27 protein-coding genes are annotated in these 18,241 nt (G+C 50.3%); 26 read left to right on the forward strand and 1 reads right to left on the reverse strand.

What is annotated here, in order from left to right; translation table 11 throughout:
- Positions 1-89 precede the first annotated feature (89 nt).
- The 5 genes from HMF8227_RS07155 to HMF8227_RS07175 all read left to right on the forward strand — a co-directional run bounded on the left by HMF8227_RS07155 (position 90) and on the right by HMF8227_RS07175 (position 5,499).
- Positions 90-980, forward strand: a complete 891-nt coding sequence (locus tag HMF8227_RS07155; protein WP_109339524.1) for a L,D-transpeptidase family protein — start codon at positions 90-92, stop codon at positions 978-980.
- An 84-nt stretch (positions 981-1,064) separates the two neighbouring features.
- Positions 1,065-1,331, forward strand: a complete 267-nt coding sequence (locus HMF8227_RS07160) for an Lpp/OprI family alanine-zipper lipoprotein (protein WP_109339525.1) — start codon at positions 1,065-1,067, stop codon at positions 1,329-1,331.
- Positions 1,332-1,408: 77 nt separating this feature from the next.
- The gene (locus HMF8227_RS07165) at positions 1,409-1,840 is read left to right on the forward strand and encodes a DUF3693 domain-containing protein (protein ID WP_109339526.1); all 432 of its coding nucleotides are present in this window, start codon (positions 1,409-1,411) and stop codon (positions 1,838-1,840) included.
- Positions 1,841-1,850: 10 nt separating this feature from the next.
- Positions 1,851-2,234, forward strand: coding sequence for a hypothetical protein (locus tag HMF8227_RS07170; RefSeq protein WP_109339527.1), 384 nt, complete (start codon positions 1,851-1,853; stop codon positions 2,232-2,234).
- 160 nt (positions 2,235-2,394) lie between these two features.
- Complete coding sequence (locus HMF8227_RS07175; RefSeq protein WP_109339528.1) at positions 2,395-5,499, forward strand: EAL domain-containing protein; 3,105 nt, start codon at positions 2,395-2,397, stop codon at positions 5,497-5,499.
- Between the two features lie 146 nt (positions 5,500-5,645).
- On the opposite strand, the gene HMF8227_RS15040 is transcribed toward HMF8227_RS07175, so the two are convergent.
- Positions 5,646-5,816 (reverse strand): hypothetical protein, encoded by a 171-nt coding sequence (locus tag HMF8227_RS15040; protein ID WP_162558532.1) that lies wholly within the window; start codon positions 5,814-5,816, stop codon positions 5,646-5,648.
- A gap of 412 nt (positions 5,817-6,228) precedes the next feature.
- Between HMF8227_RS15040 and HMF8227_RS07185 the strand changes: the two genes are divergently transcribed.
- The 21 genes from HMF8227_RS07185 to HMF8227_RS07275 all read left to right on the forward strand — a co-directional run bounded on the left by HMF8227_RS07185 (position 6,229) and on the right by HMF8227_RS07275 (position 18,185).
- Positions 6,229-6,483 carry a hypothetical protein gene (locus HMF8227_RS07185; RefSeq protein WP_162558533.1) on the forward strand — a complete coding sequence of 85 codons (255 nt, stop codon included), beginning with the start codon at positions 6,229-6,231 and terminating at the stop codon, positions 6,481-6,483.
- A gap of 289 nt (positions 6,484-6,772) precedes the next feature.
- Entirely contained in the window at positions 6,773-6,943 is a 171-nt protein-coding gene (locus HMF8227_RS15045) for a hypothetical protein (protein WP_162558535.1), read from the forward strand.
- 2 nt (positions 6,944-6,945) lie between these two features.
- Positions 6,946-7,386, forward strand: a complete 441-nt coding sequence (locus tag HMF8227_RS07190; RefSeq protein WP_109339531.1) for a DUF3850 domain-containing protein — start codon at positions 6,946-6,948, stop codon at positions 7,384-7,386.
- Entirely contained in the window at positions 7,383-7,574 is a 192-nt protein-coding gene (locus HMF8227_RS07195; RefSeq protein WP_109339532.1) for a hypothetical protein, read from the forward strand. The genes HMF8227_RS07190 and HMF8227_RS07195 overlap by 4 nt, the downstream gene beginning before the upstream one ends.
- The gene (locus HMF8227_RS07200; protein ID WP_162558536.1) at positions 7,571-7,768 is read left to right on the forward strand and encodes a hypothetical protein; all 198 of its coding nucleotides are present in this window, start codon (positions 7,571-7,573) and stop codon (positions 7,766-7,768) included. The genes HMF8227_RS07195 and HMF8227_RS07200 overlap by 4 nt, the downstream gene beginning before the upstream one ends.
- The gene (locus HMF8227_RS07205; RefSeq protein WP_162558423.1) at positions 7,765-9,603 is read left to right on the forward strand and encodes an HlyD family secretion protein; all 1,839 of its coding nucleotides are present in this window, start codon (positions 7,765-7,767) and stop codon (positions 9,601-9,603) included. The genes HMF8227_RS07200 and HMF8227_RS07205 overlap by 4 nt, the downstream gene beginning before the upstream one ends.
- Positions 9,600-9,872, forward strand: coding sequence for a helix-turn-helix domain-containing protein (locus HMF8227_RS07210; RefSeq protein ID WP_109339535.1), 273 nt, complete (start codon positions 9,600-9,602; stop codon positions 9,870-9,872). The genes HMF8227_RS07205 and HMF8227_RS07210 overlap by 4 nt, the downstream gene beginning before the upstream one ends.
- 121 nt (positions 9,873-9,993) lie before the next feature.
- Positions 9,994-10,299 (forward strand): hypothetical protein, encoded by a 306-nt coding sequence (locus tag HMF8227_RS07215; protein WP_109339536.1) that lies wholly within the window; start codon positions 9,994-9,996, stop codon positions 10,297-10,299.
- Positions 10,292-10,864 carry a hypothetical protein gene (locus HMF8227_RS07220; protein ID WP_109339537.1) on the forward strand — a complete coding sequence of 191 codons (573 nt, stop codon included), beginning with the start codon at positions 10,292-10,294 and terminating at the stop codon, positions 10,862-10,864. The genes HMF8227_RS07215 and HMF8227_RS07220 overlap by 8 nt, the downstream gene beginning before the upstream one ends.
- A complete protein-coding gene (locus HMF8227_RS07225; RefSeq protein WP_109339538.1) occupies positions 10,864-11,358 on the forward strand; it encodes a hypothetical protein in 495 nt (164 codons plus the stop codon). The genes HMF8227_RS07220 and HMF8227_RS07225 overlap by 1 nt, the downstream gene beginning before the upstream one ends.
- Entirely contained in the window at positions 11,339-12,130 is a 792-nt protein-coding gene (locus HMF8227_RS07230; protein WP_109339539.1) for a hypothetical protein, read from the forward strand. Before HMF8227_RS07225 ends, HMF8227_RS07230 begins: the two co-directional genes overlap by 20 nt.
- 112 nt (positions 12,131-12,242) lie before the next feature.
- Positions 12,243-12,368 carry a hypothetical protein gene (locus HMF8227_RS15245; protein WP_275425500.1) on the forward strand — a complete coding sequence of 42 codons (126 nt, stop codon included), beginning with the start codon at positions 12,243-12,245 and terminating at the stop codon, positions 12,366-12,368.
- A gap of 9 nt (positions 12,369-12,377) precedes the next feature.
- On the forward strand, positions 12,378-13,208 hold the full coding sequence (locus tag HMF8227_RS07235) for a major capsid protein P2 (RefSeq protein ID WP_239421231.1): 831 nt from the start codon (positions 12,378-12,380) through the stop codon (positions 13,206-13,208).
- Positions 13,209-13,217: 9 nt separating this feature from the next.
- The gene (locus HMF8227_RS07240) at positions 13,218-13,511 is read left to right on the forward strand and encodes a hypothetical protein (RefSeq protein WP_109339541.1); all 294 of its coding nucleotides are present in this window, start codon (positions 13,218-13,220) and stop codon (positions 13,509-13,511) included.
- Positions 13,512-13,520: 9 nt separating this feature from the next.
- On the forward strand, positions 13,521-13,664 hold the full coding sequence (locus HMF8227_RS15110; RefSeq protein WP_204101040.1) for a hypothetical protein: 144 nt from the start codon (positions 13,521-13,523) through the stop codon (positions 13,662-13,664).
- 180 nt (positions 13,665-13,844) lie between these two features.
- Positions 13,845-14,237 carry a hypothetical protein gene (locus HMF8227_RS07250; protein ID WP_109339543.1) on the forward strand — a complete coding sequence of 131 codons (393 nt, stop codon included), beginning with the start codon at positions 13,845-13,847 and terminating at the stop codon, positions 14,235-14,237.
- A 205-nt stretch (positions 14,238-14,442) separates the two neighbouring features.
- Positions 14,443-15,543, forward strand: a complete 1,101-nt coding sequence (locus tag HMF8227_RS07255) for a hypothetical protein (RefSeq protein ID WP_109339544.1) — start codon at positions 14,443-14,445, stop codon at positions 15,541-15,543.
- A complete protein-coding gene (locus tag HMF8227_RS07260) occupies positions 15,544-16,188 on the forward strand; it encodes a hypothetical protein (RefSeq protein ID WP_109339545.1) in 645 nt (214 codons plus the stop codon).
- A complete protein-coding gene (locus HMF8227_RS07265) occupies positions 16,185-17,264 on the forward strand; it encodes a hypothetical protein (protein ID WP_109339546.1) in 1,080 nt (359 codons plus the stop codon). The genes HMF8227_RS07260 and HMF8227_RS07265 overlap by 4 nt, the downstream gene beginning before the upstream one ends.
- Entirely contained in the window at positions 17,257-17,688 is a 432-nt protein-coding gene (locus HMF8227_RS07270) for a hypothetical protein (RefSeq protein WP_109339547.1), read from the forward strand. The genes HMF8227_RS07265 and HMF8227_RS07270 overlap by 8 nt, the downstream gene beginning before the upstream one ends.
- Before the next feature lie 41 nt (positions 17,689-17,729).
- Positions 17,730-18,185 (forward strand): hypothetical protein, encoded by a 456-nt coding sequence (locus HMF8227_RS07275; RefSeq protein ID WP_162558537.1) that lies wholly within the window; start codon positions 17,730-17,732, stop codon positions 18,183-18,185.
- Positions 18,186-18,241: the final 56 nt, after the last annotated feature.

The following is an 18,241-nucleotide window of genomic DNA, read 5'->3' on the forward strand; positions in this document are numbered from 1 at the left end:
TATAAGATAGGCTAATCATAGCGACTGGTGGAGCACTTCAACCTGATTTGGATCAGGAAAGGCACCAACGGCTTTAGGAGGTTTTGTTCTTGCGTCTGATTATGACTTTAGTGGGCTGCCTTTTTGCGCTGCTCGTTGTTTTTGATGTGCAGGCGCGCCTCTATCACATTACTCCAGACAGCGATCTTATCGGTACTTTGCAATATACCAGTATCGAAGAAGGGGACACGTTGGTGGATCTGGCCAGTGAATATGGCCTTGGCATTGAGGAAATGACCGCGGCCAATCCCGAGATAGACGTCTGGTTGCCGAAGGTGGGGCAGGTGGTAACCATACCTTCGCGCTTTATCCTGCCCGAAGGCGAGCGTCGAGGTATCGTGGTCAACCTGGCTGAGTTTCGGCTTTATCATTTTCTGGGTAATGGCAAAGTCATGACCGCTCCGGTGGGGATTGGCCGTCAGGGCTGGGAAACACCCACCGGCGAAACCTTAGTGACCGGTAAAAATACGGATCCTTGGTGGCGCGTGCCAGACTCCATCCGCGCCCAAGCGGAGGCGGAAGGGCGAGAACTGCCGGAATTTGTGCGTCCCGGCCCTGACAACCCTCTGGGAAAGCACGTAGTGACGCTTAACTGGCCGGGTTATCTATTTCACGGCACGAATAAAGACTACGGGGTGGGTACCCGCATCAGTCACGGCTGTTTAAGACTTTATGACAAGGACATTGCGGATCTTTATCAGAATGTGACGGTGGGAACGCCAGTACGTATTATTTACCAGCCCGTAAAAGCCGGTTGGCACGCAGGCCAGCTTATGCTGGAAGTGCACCGGATCGGTGAGCGAGCAAAGAGTCAGAACATGACCCCTGCAACGCAGGCGGTTGTAAAAGCCCGGGGACAGCAGGACCTGGCAATCGACTGGTCCCGTGTCACTCGATTAATGCAACAGGCTCAGGGTATTCCCAATGCGGTATCTATTTAATTTAAGAGCTTGGTTTGTAGGCATAAATTGACCATTAGAAATACATAGACTAGATTTTAGACAGTTAACAGAGGAGGTCACTTTATGAAGAGCTTTAAACTTGTGGTCGCTGCTGTGGCAGCAATGACATTAAGTGCTTGTGCCAGTAACCAGGATCTGGTTGATAAAGTCGAGCGCTTGGAGTCACAAGTGAGTAATCTACAACAGCAGCAAAGCAGCACAGCCAGTGATGTTGGCAGCGCAAAACAAAGTGCCGATGAGGCGCTGAAAGAAGCTCGTAAGGCGCAAATGATGGCAGATGATGCTAACGAGCGTGCCGAGCGAATGTTTGAAAAATGCTGTCGCAAGTAATTTAGTCCGCCATTTATTAACGGAGCCGGCATAAGCCGGCTTTTTTATTAGTTAAACAAAATAAATGATCATTATAAATGATCATTACAAAGCGAGCCGCTGAACGCGCTAAAAGCCCAGAAGAACGGGCCGCGTGGGACAAAGCCTTAAAGAAGTTATTCGGTCAGGCGGCAGTGATTAGCTTGTTGCTGTTAGGCGGAGATTTGGGCGCTCATGAGCCCTTTTCTTTGGTCTTATCTAAATTCGCACAATGTATAATACTTCTCATTTGCATCTTTGCGCTACAACCTCATCCTACGCCCCGATTGACGGGACCTCAAGGGGAGAAAACGCTGCAAGAAAATATTTCTAACTATCTAATAAACTTAGTTTTTCTTTGGCTTTCTCAATCATACTCACTTAAAGCTCCGTTTTTTAGAATTATAAAATTCTTCAAAAAAATCTTTACTAGCTCGTTTAATTGGCGAGATTTTAATCAAAGAAGACTGATATCACTCCCGGCTGGTTAAGAGGCATCTCATGGATAGAGAGTTTAACCAGCAGTTCTTTAGCTATTTTGGGTACGATAAAAAATCAGCTGCTAAGTTCTTTGGTTGCACCGTGCGAACACTGGATAATTGGCTGACTGGCAAACCCTGTTGTAGGGCAAAGAAACTATTATCTATTGCCTATCGTGGCTATCTGCCTGAAACAGGGCCTTGGAAGCGGTGCAAGATTAATAAGGAGGGGAATGTAGAAACACCTTGGGGTATTTGCAGGCCAAGTGATTTGGCCTTCGTCCATCGATACAAAGCGATAGCAAGGCTGCAAGCTAAAGTTATGAATAATCAGAGAAACCAACAGCGGAAGGCTCCTGGACCGAGATCTGCAGCGGTTAATGAAGTAAAAAGTGATAAGGCCTAAGCATAGTAATAAGACTTTAGCTAGTTGACTCTGAAAAATCCTCAAATTGCTATTGGCGAGTCCGACTCCTACCCTTTGTATAAATACCTGCCTTCAAAAAGGTCTAAAAGGGTATTCCGGACGTAAGTATCTATGTGAAAGCAGAAAAGGAAGTTTTGTCATGGTCAGGCCTAAAGGCAATAGCATTCTTACCGCTGGTATAGTCTCGCTCTTATTTATATCCATATTCAGTTTGTCTTTCTTCTTCTTTAAGGAACAGGCAAACCAGTATCTCAAGCAGAGCTCTGACGGTGTTAGGGAGGCGGCTCAGGGCATAGGTTACAGTATTAAGTCCGGTCGTCGAATTGTAGCAGGACTAGAAGATAGCTTGAGTAGTAAGAACGGCGCTAATGGCAACTATCTCACCCCCTTGATAGAAAGCGTGTTTTTCATTGATCCCGATATCCTACAAATAAGGCTTATCAAGCAAAATGGCGAAGAGATAGTCAGATATGAGAGAGGTGATACAGGTGATGTCACCAAAATACCGACTAATGAACTTCAGAATAAGTCTAATCGAGGCTACTTTAAAAGAGCTTTAGAAAGCTCTACCTCTCAATTAATTTCAAGGGTCGAACTTAATCAGGAAAGAGGAGTTATAGAGCAGCCATGGCAACCGGTCATTAGAGTAATGGAATGGTTGCAGTTGGGTGGAAATGAACGTGTGCTATTGATCGTCAATCTCTCTGTAAAAGATGGTTTAGACTCAAATATTGGTGAACTCGATCAAGTTGAGACTTGGATTGTTGATCAGTTTGGCGTGCTGTTGGCCCATCCTGATGACAAAGTGAGGTTTGGACATCAAACATCTTCAGGTTGGAACTTAAAAAATTCTGATTTAAAGAAGTTTAATCGTATAGAGAGAGAGGGTGCATTCGTTGAAGAGTGGTCCTTTTGGCTGAGTGAGCCACTTAGATTAAAGACTGCTCTGGGAAGCAGTTATGAAATCTGGATAGTTAGTCATATTCAGGGTAAGCCTATCTTAAACTACCTAATATTCTCTACCGTTATAACGTTACTCGCGGTCATCAGCACCTACGTTTTACATCGAAGACGAAAATTTATTGATTATAAAATTAATCAAGAGTTAGTTAGCGCTGAGGAAAAACATAATGATGACCTTGCACGGATTAGAGAAGATGCAAAGACATTAAGAAAACTCCAAGACATTGCAAATATTGGGACTTGGCAGGTTAACCTCGAGACTGGTGAGATTCAATGGAGTAAGCAAACTCGAAAAATCCATGAAGTTGAAAACAATTATAAGCCGTGTATGGAAACAGCAATACAATTTTATAAAGAGGGAGAGAGTAGAAACAGAATTGAACAAGCTGTAGAGCTGGCAATTGAAACAGGGAAAGGCTGGGACCTAGAGCTAGAACTTGTGACAGGAAAAGGTCGGACTATATGGGTTAGGGCGATTGGTGATGCTGAGTTCGACGGAGAGAGATGCATCCGATTGTTTGGGGTGTTCCAAGATATAACAGAGACCTATTTACTTCACAAAGAAACTCATGAAGCCAAAGAGCTCATGCGAGTGACATTGAAGTCCATTGGCGATGCGGTAATTACAACAGATAATAAGGCTAAGGTTGAATGGATGAACCCTATTGCTGAGCAGCTGACTGGATTCTTAATCCATGATGCGAAAGGTAAGGATATACAACACGTATTTAATATAGTGAACGAGTATACGAATATCCCCGTCAGTAATCCAATTGAAGAGTGCCTTGCTAAAGACAAAACCGTGGAGCTTGCTGCGGATACCAAACTGATATCCCAGTATGGCGAAGAGTACAGCATTGCAGACTCAGCCGCCCCAATTAAAAATGAAAATGGCGAAACAATCGGGGCCGTGATGGTCTTTCATGATGTAACCGAGCAACGCAGAGCAAATAACGAAGTTGAATACAGAGCTACTCACGACGCGCTAACAGGTATACTCAATCGCTCTGCATTTGAAACAAAAATTGAACAGGCTCTCCACGATTGCCACTCCAATCAAAATACTCACGCTCTGCTTTTTATCGATCTTGATCACTTTAAGATTGTTAACGATACCTGTGGTCATGCTGCGGGCGATGAACTGCTAAAACAGGTAACTAACTTGATGAAACGTGAGGTTCGCTCCAGTGACATCATAGCCCGTATCGGCGGTGATGAATATGCTGTAATCCTTAGCAACTGTGAGATTGCAAGAGCGACCACTGTTGCTAACGACATTAGGCAGAGAGTCGATGCGTTCAGGTACTACCATGGTAATCAGTCGTTTAGAGTAGGTACCAGCATTGGTTTGGTACCCATTAGCGACATTTGGACTAGCCTTTCTGATCTAATGCGGGCTGTTGATGGGGCCTGTTACGCAGCTAAAGAAGGTGGGCGAAACAGGGTCCATGTTTGGGAACAATCGGACATGGACATTAAGTTACGTCATGTGGAAATGGGGTGGGCTACTAAGTTAGAGCGAGCGCTTGATGAAAGACGCTTTGATTTGTTCGCACAAAGAATTTTCTCAGTTGAGGATGAGCATCAAGCCTTGCACGTTGAAGTCTTATTGAGACTTAGAGATGAGCGAAATCGTTACATATCTCCAGGAACATTTTTACCTATTGCAGAACGCTACTTCTTGTCCGCCCGCATAGACCTGTATGTCATTGAAGAAACCATAGATTTACTGCAGAAAAGAGCAGTATGGAGTGACATTAAACAAGTAAATATCAATGTTTCCGGTCAATCCATAAGCGATCGTCGGTTCCACAGTGATGTAATTAATGTATTACAAGCCTTGCCGAGATCACTAACGCATCTTTTATGCTTTGAAATAACGGAAACTACAGCTGTAAGGTCGATTGCTGATGCTGTCAGTTTCGTCGACAAGTTGAAAGAAATCGGAGTTAATGTCGCTCTCGATGACTTTGGGAGTGGAGCATCATCATTCGGATATCTCAAAAACATTGATACGAGCTTCCTAAAAATTGATGGTCAGTTTGTCAGAGCTATTCTGTCGGAAGAGCTTGACCGAGTTGCAGTGAGATCATTTATTGACGTGGCTAAGGTAAGAAACATTCCGACTGTCGCTGAATTTGTCGAAAATGAGGAGATCTATAACGAAGTAGTCAACATGGGCATCGACTATGTACAAGGTTACTACTTACATAAACCAGAGCTATTTGACGAGCTTCTCTCAACACCATTTGTAAGTCTGTCTAAAGTCATTAATAACTAAAACTAACTGGCCAACGATTTTTGACAACGGCTATCTGGGTTCGTCTTATGTATATTCTGAATCGTTAAATCAATCGCCCTGAAACTCAGTCAGGGCGGGGGATTCAGAAGAATAGGGAAATTTGCAAAAGTTGCAATTCAACAGGATTAAGCAGCGTACTGCTGCCAGACATTAACCAACTTTTGGTTGTGCTGGTTGTGCGCTCGCTCAAGGTGAACAGAAACCAGAACCTGAAAGGGATCTAGCTCTAAAAGTTCCGCAACTTCCACAGCAACAGAATCATCCAAAGTGCCGCCGTGCTTCCGGTATCTGGTCATGGATGATGTTCTCACACCAATTTTCTTCGCAACTGCATAGTCGGAACGCAGGTCATACGTGGCTTTCACACGGTCTAGCAATTCGCATGTAGTGAACATTTCGCAATACTCCAGATTTACTCGCAACATAAGAATAGTTAATGCGTTCAAGGCCTGCAACGGTTACACCCTATTGAACTACCTCGATGGGTCGAGCTAATGTAATTAAGCAATCTGGCTTGGCGGGATTACTCGCAATACTCCAGCGCTTGGCCGGGTTGCGGTTTTTTAGACATTTTCCTTCCTAAATCAGGGTCAGGGGGTAGCTCGCGGGAAACCGCGCCCCTGCACCCTTCCCCTAATGCTACAGGGGCGGAAGTGAATACAACCTAAATCCAAACTAAACGGCCAAGGCCGGGGAAGGGTGATAACCATGACAGAATTTACACAGCATCCAGGTTTCGCAATGTTGACCACCTCAGCGCCCGATATGCAGGCGGTGGGGCTTCAAGCCGTTGTGAATGAGCATCACAACTATTTCGCGCTTAATCTCGTGGTAAACGGGACACGGACCACCACTAAATCGGTAGTGGAATTCCCCAATCTGGCGGAACTGGAAGATTTCTGCAGAAAGCACAACATCGACACCATCGGCACCGAAGCCCAACGCGAAGCGGCGGGGGTGTGATCATGCCGTTTGCAGGAATGAGCTCACTCGCTAAAAATCCATCAAAAAGAAAGAGCCTAGCGAGGTGCACCAAAGAGCGTGATATGCAGGCCGAGAGATTGCACAGCCCCAGAATGGACACCAGAGCCGCTCGATGCCAGCGAATAACCAGGCAGGTAATAGCCGGAATCGAAACAAGGCAACGATGCGTTAGATATGCCCGCTACAGCATCAACGGCGTTAAATTGTGCGGCCAACATGCCGGAATGGTCGCGTTAGACCACCTGATAAAGCATTCAGGGGGTGTAGCATGAAGACAGTGAACACCATTTCTAAATGGGCCGCTTTTGTTTGGCTATGGCGACATGATGCAGAGGCCAAGTGGTACTGGCTTAGGCAACTCATTAAGGGGGTAGACCTTCGGGAAGCGGTGGCCGATAACCTCATGGACTTCGGCCTGACCAGCAAGGCGGGGGTGTGATCATGTTAGGAGAATTACACACCCTCTGCACCAAATCACAGACCATTGACGCCATCCGCGCCGGTCATAAGCGGGCGCTGGTTGTTCGCAAGGACCGCCATTACTGCGTGGGCGATTTGCTGGACCTGCGCGACGGGACAGACCGAAAGAGTAACGCTTTTGCGATTATGACGGTGATCACCGATGTGGTGACCCATGACGAGAATCCGGCCATAGCGCCGGATTTTTGCTGGGTTGAACTCTTTAATACCAATTCGATCCCTGCGCCTGTTTGGAACCAAGTTACCCGCCTGAAAAACAGCTACGAGGCGGAATGCCATCGACGCAAAGAGTTAGTCCAGCAATTGACCGCTCTAGTCGAAGAAAAATGCAACCTAAAGGACCGAGTGACAGAGCTTGAGGCCCAGCTTGCTCAGTACCAGCAAGGGAGGGCGGCGGCATGATTGATACAGCTTTGGATATGGCGGGTATTTTTGGTATCGCCATCTATCTGTATGGCCTTGTTTGTAGCCTGCTTGAGCTAAAAAGAGGATTTCGAGTCTATAAACCCACATCTAAATATCTAGCTACTTCCGTTTTTTGGCCCTTGGTGCTGTTTTACCTGATGTGGAAAGAGTGGAGGGCGGCTTGATGGACGTAGCACTGGAAATGATTAAAGGCGGCATTGTCGGCTTATATTTAGTTGGTTTTATCATCTTTTTTAGGGATTTAGTTAAGGGCAGGGAATTGACGTGGAGAAATAAGCTTTGCTTATTGCCAGTGGCGATAATCTGGCCTTTTGTCGTGCTTTGCATCCTCTGGCTGGAAAGGGAGAAACAAGGATGACCCCCCGCGTAATAGAACACATCCCGGTCAACGTTGGCCGGGACAGACAACCCGCCCCGGAAGCGGGTTTTTTTGGATGCAATTCTGACGAACTAGCCCAACGCCACGCCCGCTTTACTCAGGAGGAAAAGTGGGAACACAAGTGGTGGGTGAAACAGCAACAATCCCGTCGCGAAGCGCCGCCGGTAACGGCGGGAACAGATAGGCTTGTCTATACCCGCAAAAGTCCGACAACGGAAAATTCAGGTACAGATAGACGCGAGACAGGGGCAGACAGGCCCGCCATACTGCGATTCTATGGCCGTGAGTGGTCGGGCGAGCAGCGGGTTAGAGTTGAAACATTAGGCCGTCACATGGCCGCACCGGCTCCCCAGCTTGGGGACCGGTGGACCGAGAAGTTGACCGATAGAGCCGCAAGGGCGATCACCGATTCCGGCGCGTATGTGGCAACGTGCCGCCGTGGCTTTTCAACGTTCCTAACGCTGACCTTTGACACCGCCGCAAGGCGGCGCATCCTTGATATTCAGGCATGGCGGAACAACGCCAGCGGCAAAAAGGGCGACAAGTGCGGGGCCGTGATGGCCTCTGGCAAGTTTAGCTGGGTGTATGGGGTCGGCGATATGTGCTCCGGCCATGAGGCAGCAGGCCCGTTTACGCCGGTAGATTTTGACACCGAAAGCACCATTGGCCGAGAAGTAAGCCGGTTCTTTGACCTGATGCAGAAGCGTTACCAGCGCGGCTGGACGTGGACGCCCAGCAAGGACGAACGGGAGCAAGCCCAAGGCGAAATGTTCGCCGCGCCGGTTAAATTCGGGCCAACGTGGGATGTTAAACACACCGACTATGGCCCGGAGCGCGTCCCCGCGCCGCTGGATTATATCTGGGTGGCCGAAGCACCGCCCAAGTACGGCAAAATTACCAACGCCGTAGGCGAAACCAGGGAAGTGATCACAGGCCAGAATCCCCATGTGCATATTCTGATGAATTGGCATGTGCCTAAACAGTATTTCAAGGGCTGGGCGGAGCAGATGGAATCAGCATGGGGGCAGGGCTTCGCCCATCTTGAGCGAATCCACAGCCCCAAAGCGGCCACCGGGTACTTGCTTAAGGCGCTCGGATACATGACCAAGGGCAACCACACGCTGGATAAAGACACAGGCGAGCTTATCAGCACTCAGGGCTGGATACGGGGCAACCGTTACAACATCAGCCGCAGCGCCCGCGCTCCGGGGTGGGAAGTGCTGGCCGAGTTCGAAGCCGAGCGAGCCAGCCAGGTGCTTTATGAAATGGGCATTGAGAAACAAAACGAGCAGCACCGGATTAAGCAGGAGCTGGAGCAGGCCAGAGACAACATAAAGCACGACCAAGCCCAGCTTGCCCGCTGGAACCGTTACCACAAAGTACGGCCGGAAGTACAAAAGGCCAACGTCGAGCGCCTGACCCGCCGCCTTGAGCGGGAAAAAGCCCGTTTGGAGGCCCTGCAAAAGCAGCGCGAAAAAACCGAGTGGGGCCACCGCTATCAAATCACCTTCCGCACCCCGGAGCAGACCCAGGCATTCATCCATCACGCCATCGTTAACCGTGGCTGGCGGGCTAAGGTCGTTGAGCACAGCAAAAAGGGCGTTCGGCTGGCCGGTGCCGTGGTGGACTGGTGCAAGACCAAGGGCCGCGAGCTGAACAAGGCCGTGGTTTCCGAGTTCTGGAACCAATGGCGCAACTTGAGTAACCAGGCGATGTGGTTAGACGCGCTTTATGGATTCAGGGCACCGCCCGAAGTGGAGCCGGTTAACGGCATGATTCCCGCTGACTGGAACTGGTGCGAGGTGGCAGCATGAGCAACAGATTTCCTCAATCCCTTTACCGACAGCACCTTGCCGACTGGATACGAAAGCAACGAAAAGCCCAGGGCATAGGGCAGGGAGAATTGGCAGAAAAAATGGGCGTAACACAGGCCACCTTATCCCGCATTGAGTCCGCAGACGCGGCGCTAACCTTCGATAATGTAGAGCCAATCATCAAGGCCCTGGGCGGCGGTGAAATCTGCATCCGGATAGGTAATTCGGAAATGACAGTAGGAGTAACACCATGTCAGAAAGTGAAATAGTAAAGCTGTTCGATGAAGTCATAGCGCCGATAGGCCGGTGGCTTTGTTGGGCAACGCTGGTATGGGTAGTCGTTTTCTATCTACCCGAAGAACAAAACACAACACCAACAGAGGTAACACCATGTCAGAAGACGCACAACAACCGACCCAATCCGAGTCAGTCGCAAAACTGATAGAGGATGCGAAGGGGCTAATTCAATTAAGTAAGGAAGCAGCAGATGTACCCGGCTACCGGGTAGACCTGCAAGCGAAAAAGGCGCAGGAGTTAGGCCCCAAGGCCATGCAACTGTCCATCAACCTGATTGAAGTTGTGGCCGGTCTGGACCGGCGCACCATTAGCCTGAGTCACCAAGTCAGCCAGCTTTCCCAGATGCTGGAAACGCTGAAAGACCGAGTTAAGCAGTTGGAGGAGGCCGCCCATGCGTAAAGACAATCCAAAAATCGTCGGTGAGATTGATTGTCAGAACCCCGCCTGTGATGAAATTGCATCGGTTCGCCAGCGCTCCAACGGGCGTAATCTGTATTACACCTATTGCGAGCACTGCAAGAGCTTAAACCAGACCGGGGATGATGCCTTTCAGGATTACGTGGCCGAGAATATGCGCGAAGTTGGCACCGGAAAACCCGAACAACCCGCAGCAGATGCGGTTTCTGAACCCGAATCAGAACCGAATGGCGAAACCGAACAACCCGAATCAGACACCGAAACTCAGACCGAACCGGAACCCGAGCAGGAGCCCGAGCCGTTGGCCGCTCGAACCGAATCCGGCGCGGAAAATGAGAATAAATCCGAGCCGGAATTGTGGCGGCCATCGTCCAAACCCGCCGCCAAAACCGCAGCAGAGCCGGAAAAGACCGAATCCGAAAAGGGCGGCTTAACCGGCTGGCATATTTTCGGCCTGGTTGCTCTTGTGATCATGGTCGGAGCTGGGGGCTATTTCGCCTTTAAACGGCTTTCCCGTAAGGCTGAACCACAACCACAGGGGGCGTAATGGATTCGGTTTTTGATGGTATGGATCTGGACAGCTTCCTGACCGAAACGGCAGAAAGCGAAGCCAAGACCGAATCCGGCGATTCGGTCCAGACCGGCGAGGAATCAGGGGGTAGAACCGAATTCCTCACCGAGGAACAGGCCAAGGAGAAGGTTTTATCCAGCGCCCGGACGCTGACAAACTGCATCGGCATGGTAACGCGCACCGATGCCACCTTATCGGAGCTTGAATATCGGGATCTGGCCGACACACTCGCCCCCGGCGTCTGCAAGCTGTTTAACAGCGAGGACGAGTTGCCGCCTTGGGTGAAGCAATTACTGGATTACATGCCCTATATGGGGATGGGTTTTGCCACGCTCATGTTCGGTTTCTCTGTATTCCGTAAAGTGAAAACCGAAAAGTTGATCCAGGCGAAGCGCGAAAAGGAGTTGAACCCAAGAAAGGACCAGGACAACAAGACAGAAGGGGGCGCGGATGGCGATCAATCCGAATAACGCCCTTGATTCTGAGCACATCACCTATGTGGCCGCGTCCGGCAATGGGAAGGGCGTTGCGATTAACTGGATGGGGTTAATACCGGCCAAGCCCTGCTTGGCTATCTTCGACCCTTACGGCGAATACCAGTACCAGAACCGGCAAGGCGGCATCGGGGGCCGCGCCGTTTACCACTTCAAGACCCGCAAAGCCTTTGGCCGCGCCTTTGCCACCGCATGGAAAAGTGGCAAGCCGTTCAGGGTAGCGTATCAGCCACAGTCTGGATGTGATCGCGCCGAGCTGCTGTGGTTCTGCCAATTGATGTGGGCGGCCAGTGATGGCGCTCGCCGGTTGCATGTTCATATCTCCGAGCTGGCCCGAATGGTCCTGTCCTCGGGTAAGGAATCGAGCATTCTGGGCGAATGCTACACCGGCGGCCGCAAGTTTGGCCTGATCATGAGCGCCGACTTTCAGCGTTCAACCGAGGTGCCTAAAACGGTCTGGTCAAACTCACCGGTTAAGGTTGTCGGCGGTCAGGAATCCATGATTGACGCCGAGCGAATGAAGTCAGAATTAAGCTGCTCACTGGATGAAGTCGTGCAGCTTGGCAAGCTCAACGAGGCGTTTAAGGTGGGCGAAGATAAAACCCGACTCCACTATCTGCTGAAAAAGCCAGGGCTAGGCAACTATGAAAAAGTGGCTCTGAACATAAAACCGAATAAACCGCTACTGGCGCGGGTTCCAGCCCAGTTTAAAGCCCAATCCAAGCAATACCGGCTGATTAACGCTTAACCGAAAAGACCGAATCCATAACCGAATAGGGTTCGGTCTTTCCTTCCCGGCCTTGTTATTCCTGAAAAACACATTTGACGCATTTTCAGGCAACACACAACAAGGTAACTCTATGGACTTTCTGACGAAGAAAAAAAGCGTATCGCTGGCCGTTATCATCGGCTTGGTGATCATCGGTTCGGGCTTCGTTGTTTGGGCATCAAACAACGTAGACGCCGTCGAAGACGTAATCGGGTAAGGGGGTATCGTGAAGACTTCATTACTAGCGGCATCCATGATCCAACTGGCGGGGCCAACTGGCGTAGGGTATGGCGAGGAAGCTATCATCAAGCTGCAAGGCGGCCTGGTTTATCAAATCCTGGAACTGGAAACCAATCTGGTTAAGAAAGCCACCTTGAAAAAGGTGACTGTAGACATTGGTGGAACGCCAGTGGCTTATTATTCGGGTAAAGACCTGGAACTGAACGATAAGCTGTTTAACCTGCACGAAACCACAGGTCGTTTCTGCATCGACCTGTCCAAGTTCCGTTATCGGACGCTGGAAGGGATTCACGTATCAGGGCTGAAAACCTCACAGTATGATGACATCACCCTTAAAGTGGAATTTGGCGCTAAGGATGCAGCCGACCCCGCAGATTTGACCCTCAAGGGTAAAGCCTATGTATCGCCCAACCCTCAAGGTGCGAAACAAGGCGGTGGACGCATCATGATCCCCCAGGCGTATGAGGTGACTCAGTACACCCCGGCAGCCGGTGATTATGATTGGAGCTTCCCCAACGGCTCGCCCAATCTAAATGTTCAGCACATGATCATCGACGAATCCGAAGTATCCATTTCAAAGGTGATCGTTAAGCGTGGAGCCACGACCATTCGCGAGATGCACCGAAGCGACATTGATCATGGTTTACAGCGCTATGCAGGGGTGACACCTCAACCGGGTAAGCTGCTTCTGGACTTTACTCAGTTCGGCTTTGGTAAGGGTGATTCCGTGGAAACGGCCAACCTCAACTTTACCTTTACGGTGGATGCTAAGGGCGCACTGAAAACCCGTATTGAGGGCTTTAAGCGCGTAGCATAAGGGGGAGTCATGGAAACAACTCAGTCAACGAGTATCTGGGATTCCATCATGGACTTTGGGGGCGATGTGGTGGATACGATTTCACCACTCGCCCAGGAATATGCCAGGGCATGGACTCAGAATGAGCTAGGGAACACCAATCAGGAAAACCCTCAACAAAATCTGACTAATAACCAACAGTCACCGGCTCAGCAGCAACAGCAACCCGCACCCGGCCTTATGGAATGGGTGAAAGATAACCAAGTGATGGTTATGGGCGGAGCTCTACTGTTTACCGTTCTTCTGCTGGCCGTGCGCCGATAAGGGGGATCTATGCCGTTCTTATTTTGGCCGTTAATTGCAGGCGGGGCCGGTTTCGGCCTTGGCCTGTTCAGCTCTGACACTTTCGGAAGTGCCATTAAGTGGGCCGTTATCGGTGGCGCGGTTTATGTCGCTTATAAGCAGGTGTCCAAATGATCGGCGGCGCGGGGGGCATGAGTGCCAGTAACAGCAGCAGCGCCGCATCAGGCACAGGTGACGTAGGGTTACAGGCCGGTAATAACGACTTTGGCGGCCTGAACTACAAAACAGGAATACCGTCTTGGCTTATTGCGTTGGCAGTTGCTGGCGTCCTGTTTGTTGTTTTAAGGAAGTGATATGAAGCGCATCCAGTTAACCAAAGAAGCCAAAAAGCTGCTTAAGCCTGCTCTGTGGGGTAATGCAGAGAAAGAGGTTTTCCGCGAAATCGAACGCGGTATCTCCCGACTCTACATCACCCACAGCCGGGATATGCTCGCGGTAATTCGGTTTGAGGCCGCAGAAATGGTTGTTGTGGCGGTAGCAGGGAGAAACCTTCGCCAAAACCGAGGCGAGTTAATCGACTTTGCCAGGGGTAATGATGCGATGACCATTCGCTTTCATACCCGCGCCCCGGAACATCTGAAAAAGGGCCTGTCCGGTCTGCCTATTGTGCTGTCCGAGGTTCGAAAGCGCCTGTTAGGGCGAGACGAGTACGTATTTAAATTAGGGGTTAATAATGTTCAGTATTAACAACTTGCTTAACCGCTTTGCCGCACCAAACCCGGCAACAGTGCAAGCAAAAAAAGACCACAAACGCCGCCGCCGAGAGAAGAACCGGCAGAGCCGCACTCGCCGTGGGGTTCCATCGTATCCGTCTCGCTCTCCGATGCCAGCAAGAACGGCTCCAAAGCCGTTTCATGGTCAGCGCATTTATCGCCTGAGATAAGGGGTCCTCATGGGCAGTAAATCAAGAAGCTCACAGAACACGACGAATAACCAGCAGACGATTAACCACGTCAATGATGGTGATTTCGCGGGCGCTGAAAACATCGTTAACGATGAGTCAGAAACTGAGATCGAGGTTTCCGACTCGGGAAATACCGATAGCTCGGTGGATGTTGAGGACTCCAATAATACGACAGTAGAGGACTCCTACAACACCACAACAACCAATAAAACAGATGTCGATAACGATTATGACCAGTCTCAGAACTACGATGACTCGTTCAATACGGACAATTCCGATAATCGAGAGTTTGACGAATCCTTTAACACCGATAACAGCGTCAACATCGACAACGAAGGAGAGTTATCGGGAAATAACGGCACCATCAATATTGTCGATGGCGGCGCGGTGCAGTCTGCAGAAGCAGTTGCCAAGGAAGCGATAAACGAGTCCATTGAGGGGAATACAGAAGTCGTTGGGGATGCGTTCGACTTCGGTAAAGACGCTATTTCTGAGTCTATAGAAGGTAATACCGAAATCGTCGGGGATGCCTTTGATTTTGGTAAAGAATCTATCAGTGGCAATACTGAAATCGTTGGGGATGCGTTCGACTTCGGTAAAGAATCGCTGTCGCAAGTTGGCCAGCTGGCCGAGAGTCAATCCGATGACCTTAAGGGGCTGGCTGATAAAGCCATCGAATCAACAACGAATGCGGCTGAAAATATCACCAGCACAGCGGCCGATTCCATTGAGGAAGTCAGCAAAAACGCTCTGACAGAGGGCTTTGGGTTTGGTGGTGAGGTTATCGGCAGCTTGGAGCGGGTGACCGAAAGCATTACCGAGTCATATCAGGAAGAACTAGGCGAGCAAGCAACCAAGTTCCAGGAAACCTTAAGCCAGAATGCCGCCATGAACGCCACCGGCCAAAATGCCGTGCTTAAGGCCCTCGGCGAGAATCAAACCAAGAACAACGAAGCCATTACCGAGCTTGCCAAGAGCGCCAGCTTGCAAGGGCAAGACGTGGTCGCCGAGTCCAGCCAAAAGATGATCCTTTATGTGGCTGTGGCGCTGGTGCTGATTACTGCCGCTGTTGCATTCGGGAGAAAGTAAATGCCGATTAAGACTATAAACCCCGGCCAAGAGCTTCCCATCAAAACATCCGGGCGCTGGCTGTCTGTAATTAACGCCACCGGCCAATTCGTGGTATCAGCGCCTGAATTTGGCGAGTTGGTGGGTAAGGTATCCCGCCAGTATGACTTGGCATCAGTGACCGAGGTAGCGTTCAAAAACGAGGGCACCGACCCGGTAGAGGTCGAATACGAAATTGCCAATATCCCGGTGACAGGCTCAGGAACCGGCGTTGTCACAGTCGAAAATGACGTTGTAGTGAAGCGGATTCAAGAAGGTATCAGCGTCAGCGCCACCGTCAGCAGTATTGAAGACGGCAAAACGCGGCACATCCCGGCCAACGTGATTCAGCAACACCCGGACGTTGTGATCCCCGCCGGCCAATCTAAAAAGCTGGTAGACGCCAGGGACAACACCAATCGCCTTGTCTCTGTGCAAAATATCAGTGGCCAGATGACCATGGTGAGAATCGGTAACTCATTAGTGGACGGGCAGGGCGGATTAATGTTGAGAGGGGCACTAGATGCCCCAGCGAGTACAACAGTCAGTAACGCCGCCGAAATATGGGCCTATAACCCGGATGGCCAGGACGCCACATTGACTGTATCAGAGGAGTACCGGCCATGAACGGAGTGAGCAACCCTATCAATATGCCGAAGTTTCTGAACGACCAGTCAGCGTATCTGCTGGCTGAACTGTTCGCCAAGATACTGGAGGAAGCGGGCAATACTCAGGGCGTGGTCCAGACCGAAACCGGCAATCTGGGCGCCCAGCTAAACGACGTTCTCAATCAGATCCTGACCAAGATAGCCACCGAAAATGACCAAAACGAGGCGATCCTGGAAAGCATCACCACAGTTAATGGTGAACTGGACACCAACGTACAGACAATCAACGACCATACAACCGCTGAAAATGACACCCTGCGGGGCGAGATTTTCACGGAGCTACAGCGCACAACAGCAGGGAGTCTCTACAAGCTGCTATATGACGCCCTAAACGGACGTATTAATACTCGCGCAACACCTGCTGACGTTACCGGCGCTAGAGATTCAGTAAAAGGCGCGGGAAATCGCGACCTGACGCAGGTTTACAATGTCGTTAATGCGTTATCAGGCTGGGCTACCGCCGCTGATGTAAATAACGCACGAGACAATGTTAAAAACGAAATTGTTAGGACAACTGCGGGCAGTCTCTACAAGCTGCTATATGACGCCCTAAACAGTCGCATCGGCACCCGCGCCACGCCAACAAATGTCAATGCGGCCCGCGATGCTGTAAAAGCTGAAATTGTTAGAACAACAGCAGGCAGTTTATACGACAAGGTGATTGACTGGGTAAATACAAACGTCCGGGCGGGCTGGTCGCTATCCGGTGTTCGCAATGCCATTAATACAGACATTGCAAACGCCCGCGACAATATCAAAAGCCACATTAACGCCAAGCAAAGCCCAATCTCTAGTGTTCAGAGGGGGCGTTTCACAGGTTATATAACTGGCGGGGCAAGCCATGACATCCCTATTAGCTCTATTGCGCTGTCGAAGTCGATGCTGAATGCATCTGTAGCCGGAAAATACAGCTCTGACGACAATACGAGCTACATCACGTATAGGCTGCTAAATTCGACAACAATCCGGATTTACAACGACTTCGGTCAAAATATTAATGTATCCCTAAGTTGGGAGGTGATCGAGTATGTCTAACTATTACGCGCAGCTTAACGCTGAAAATATCGTTGTCGGTGTCTCCCAGCTCTCCGGCGAAGTGGACAATCCCGCACTGGTGCCAGTACCAGAGTATGACTCTGCGCTAGTGGGCCAGCAATACGACCCGGCCACGGGCGAGTTCTCGCCAGCGCCAGCCAACGAGCCTGAACCCATCCGGGTTATCAGTATCGGCTCATTCCGTCGCCGGTTAAGTCTCACTGAAAAGGTCGCCATTGAGGATAGCGCCGACAGCACCGTTAAAGTGCTGGAAAAGGATTTAATGAGCAGCAGCTTTGTGGACTTGGATTTCCCGGCCACTGTAGATGGTCTGGCATATTTGGAACAAGTGGGAATTTTAGCCACTGGCCGAGCCGACGAACTGCGAGCCGATGGCACCCCAGACGAACAGCCCAAACAATGAAGCCCTGGCATTTTGCAATTCTCGCAATTGGAGTAATTATCGTGAGTAAGATCTTAAGCAAGCCAAAGCTAAAGCACTTCGCGCCCTCTGAATTTGGGGCCTGGTATCCGCTGATGAACAGCGAACTACTGCAAAAGCTCGACGCCTTGCGCGAGGAACTAGGTTCACCGATCCACGTTTCCCCGGTGAATGGAGCGCTGGGCCGCCACGGCGGTTCCGGCGATCACTCCCAACACAACGTGGATATGTGGGGTGAGGTCAGGGCCATCGACGTATTCCCCACACTCAACGGCGAATACATCACCACCGCCCAACAGCGGCAAACCGTCTATGACGCCGCCCGCAAGGTCGGCTTTACCGGAATTGGCCTGTATACCGACACTCAGCCCGGAAATATGCTGCATGTAGACGTAAGAACCGACAAAACCGAGTCCCAGCCCGCGCTATGGTCCCGCGTCGGCGGGGATTACATGGGCATCGGCGAGGTATTGGCATGAACCGCATTAACGGGCCGTGGCTAGTTACCACTATTGCCGGAGCCGTGATCGGTGCC

This window comes from Saliniradius amylolyticus (assembly GCF_003143555.1).
Classification (GTDB): Bacteria; Pseudomonadota; Gammaproteobacteria; order Enterobacterales; family Alteromonadaceae; genus Saliniradius; species Saliniradius amylolyticus.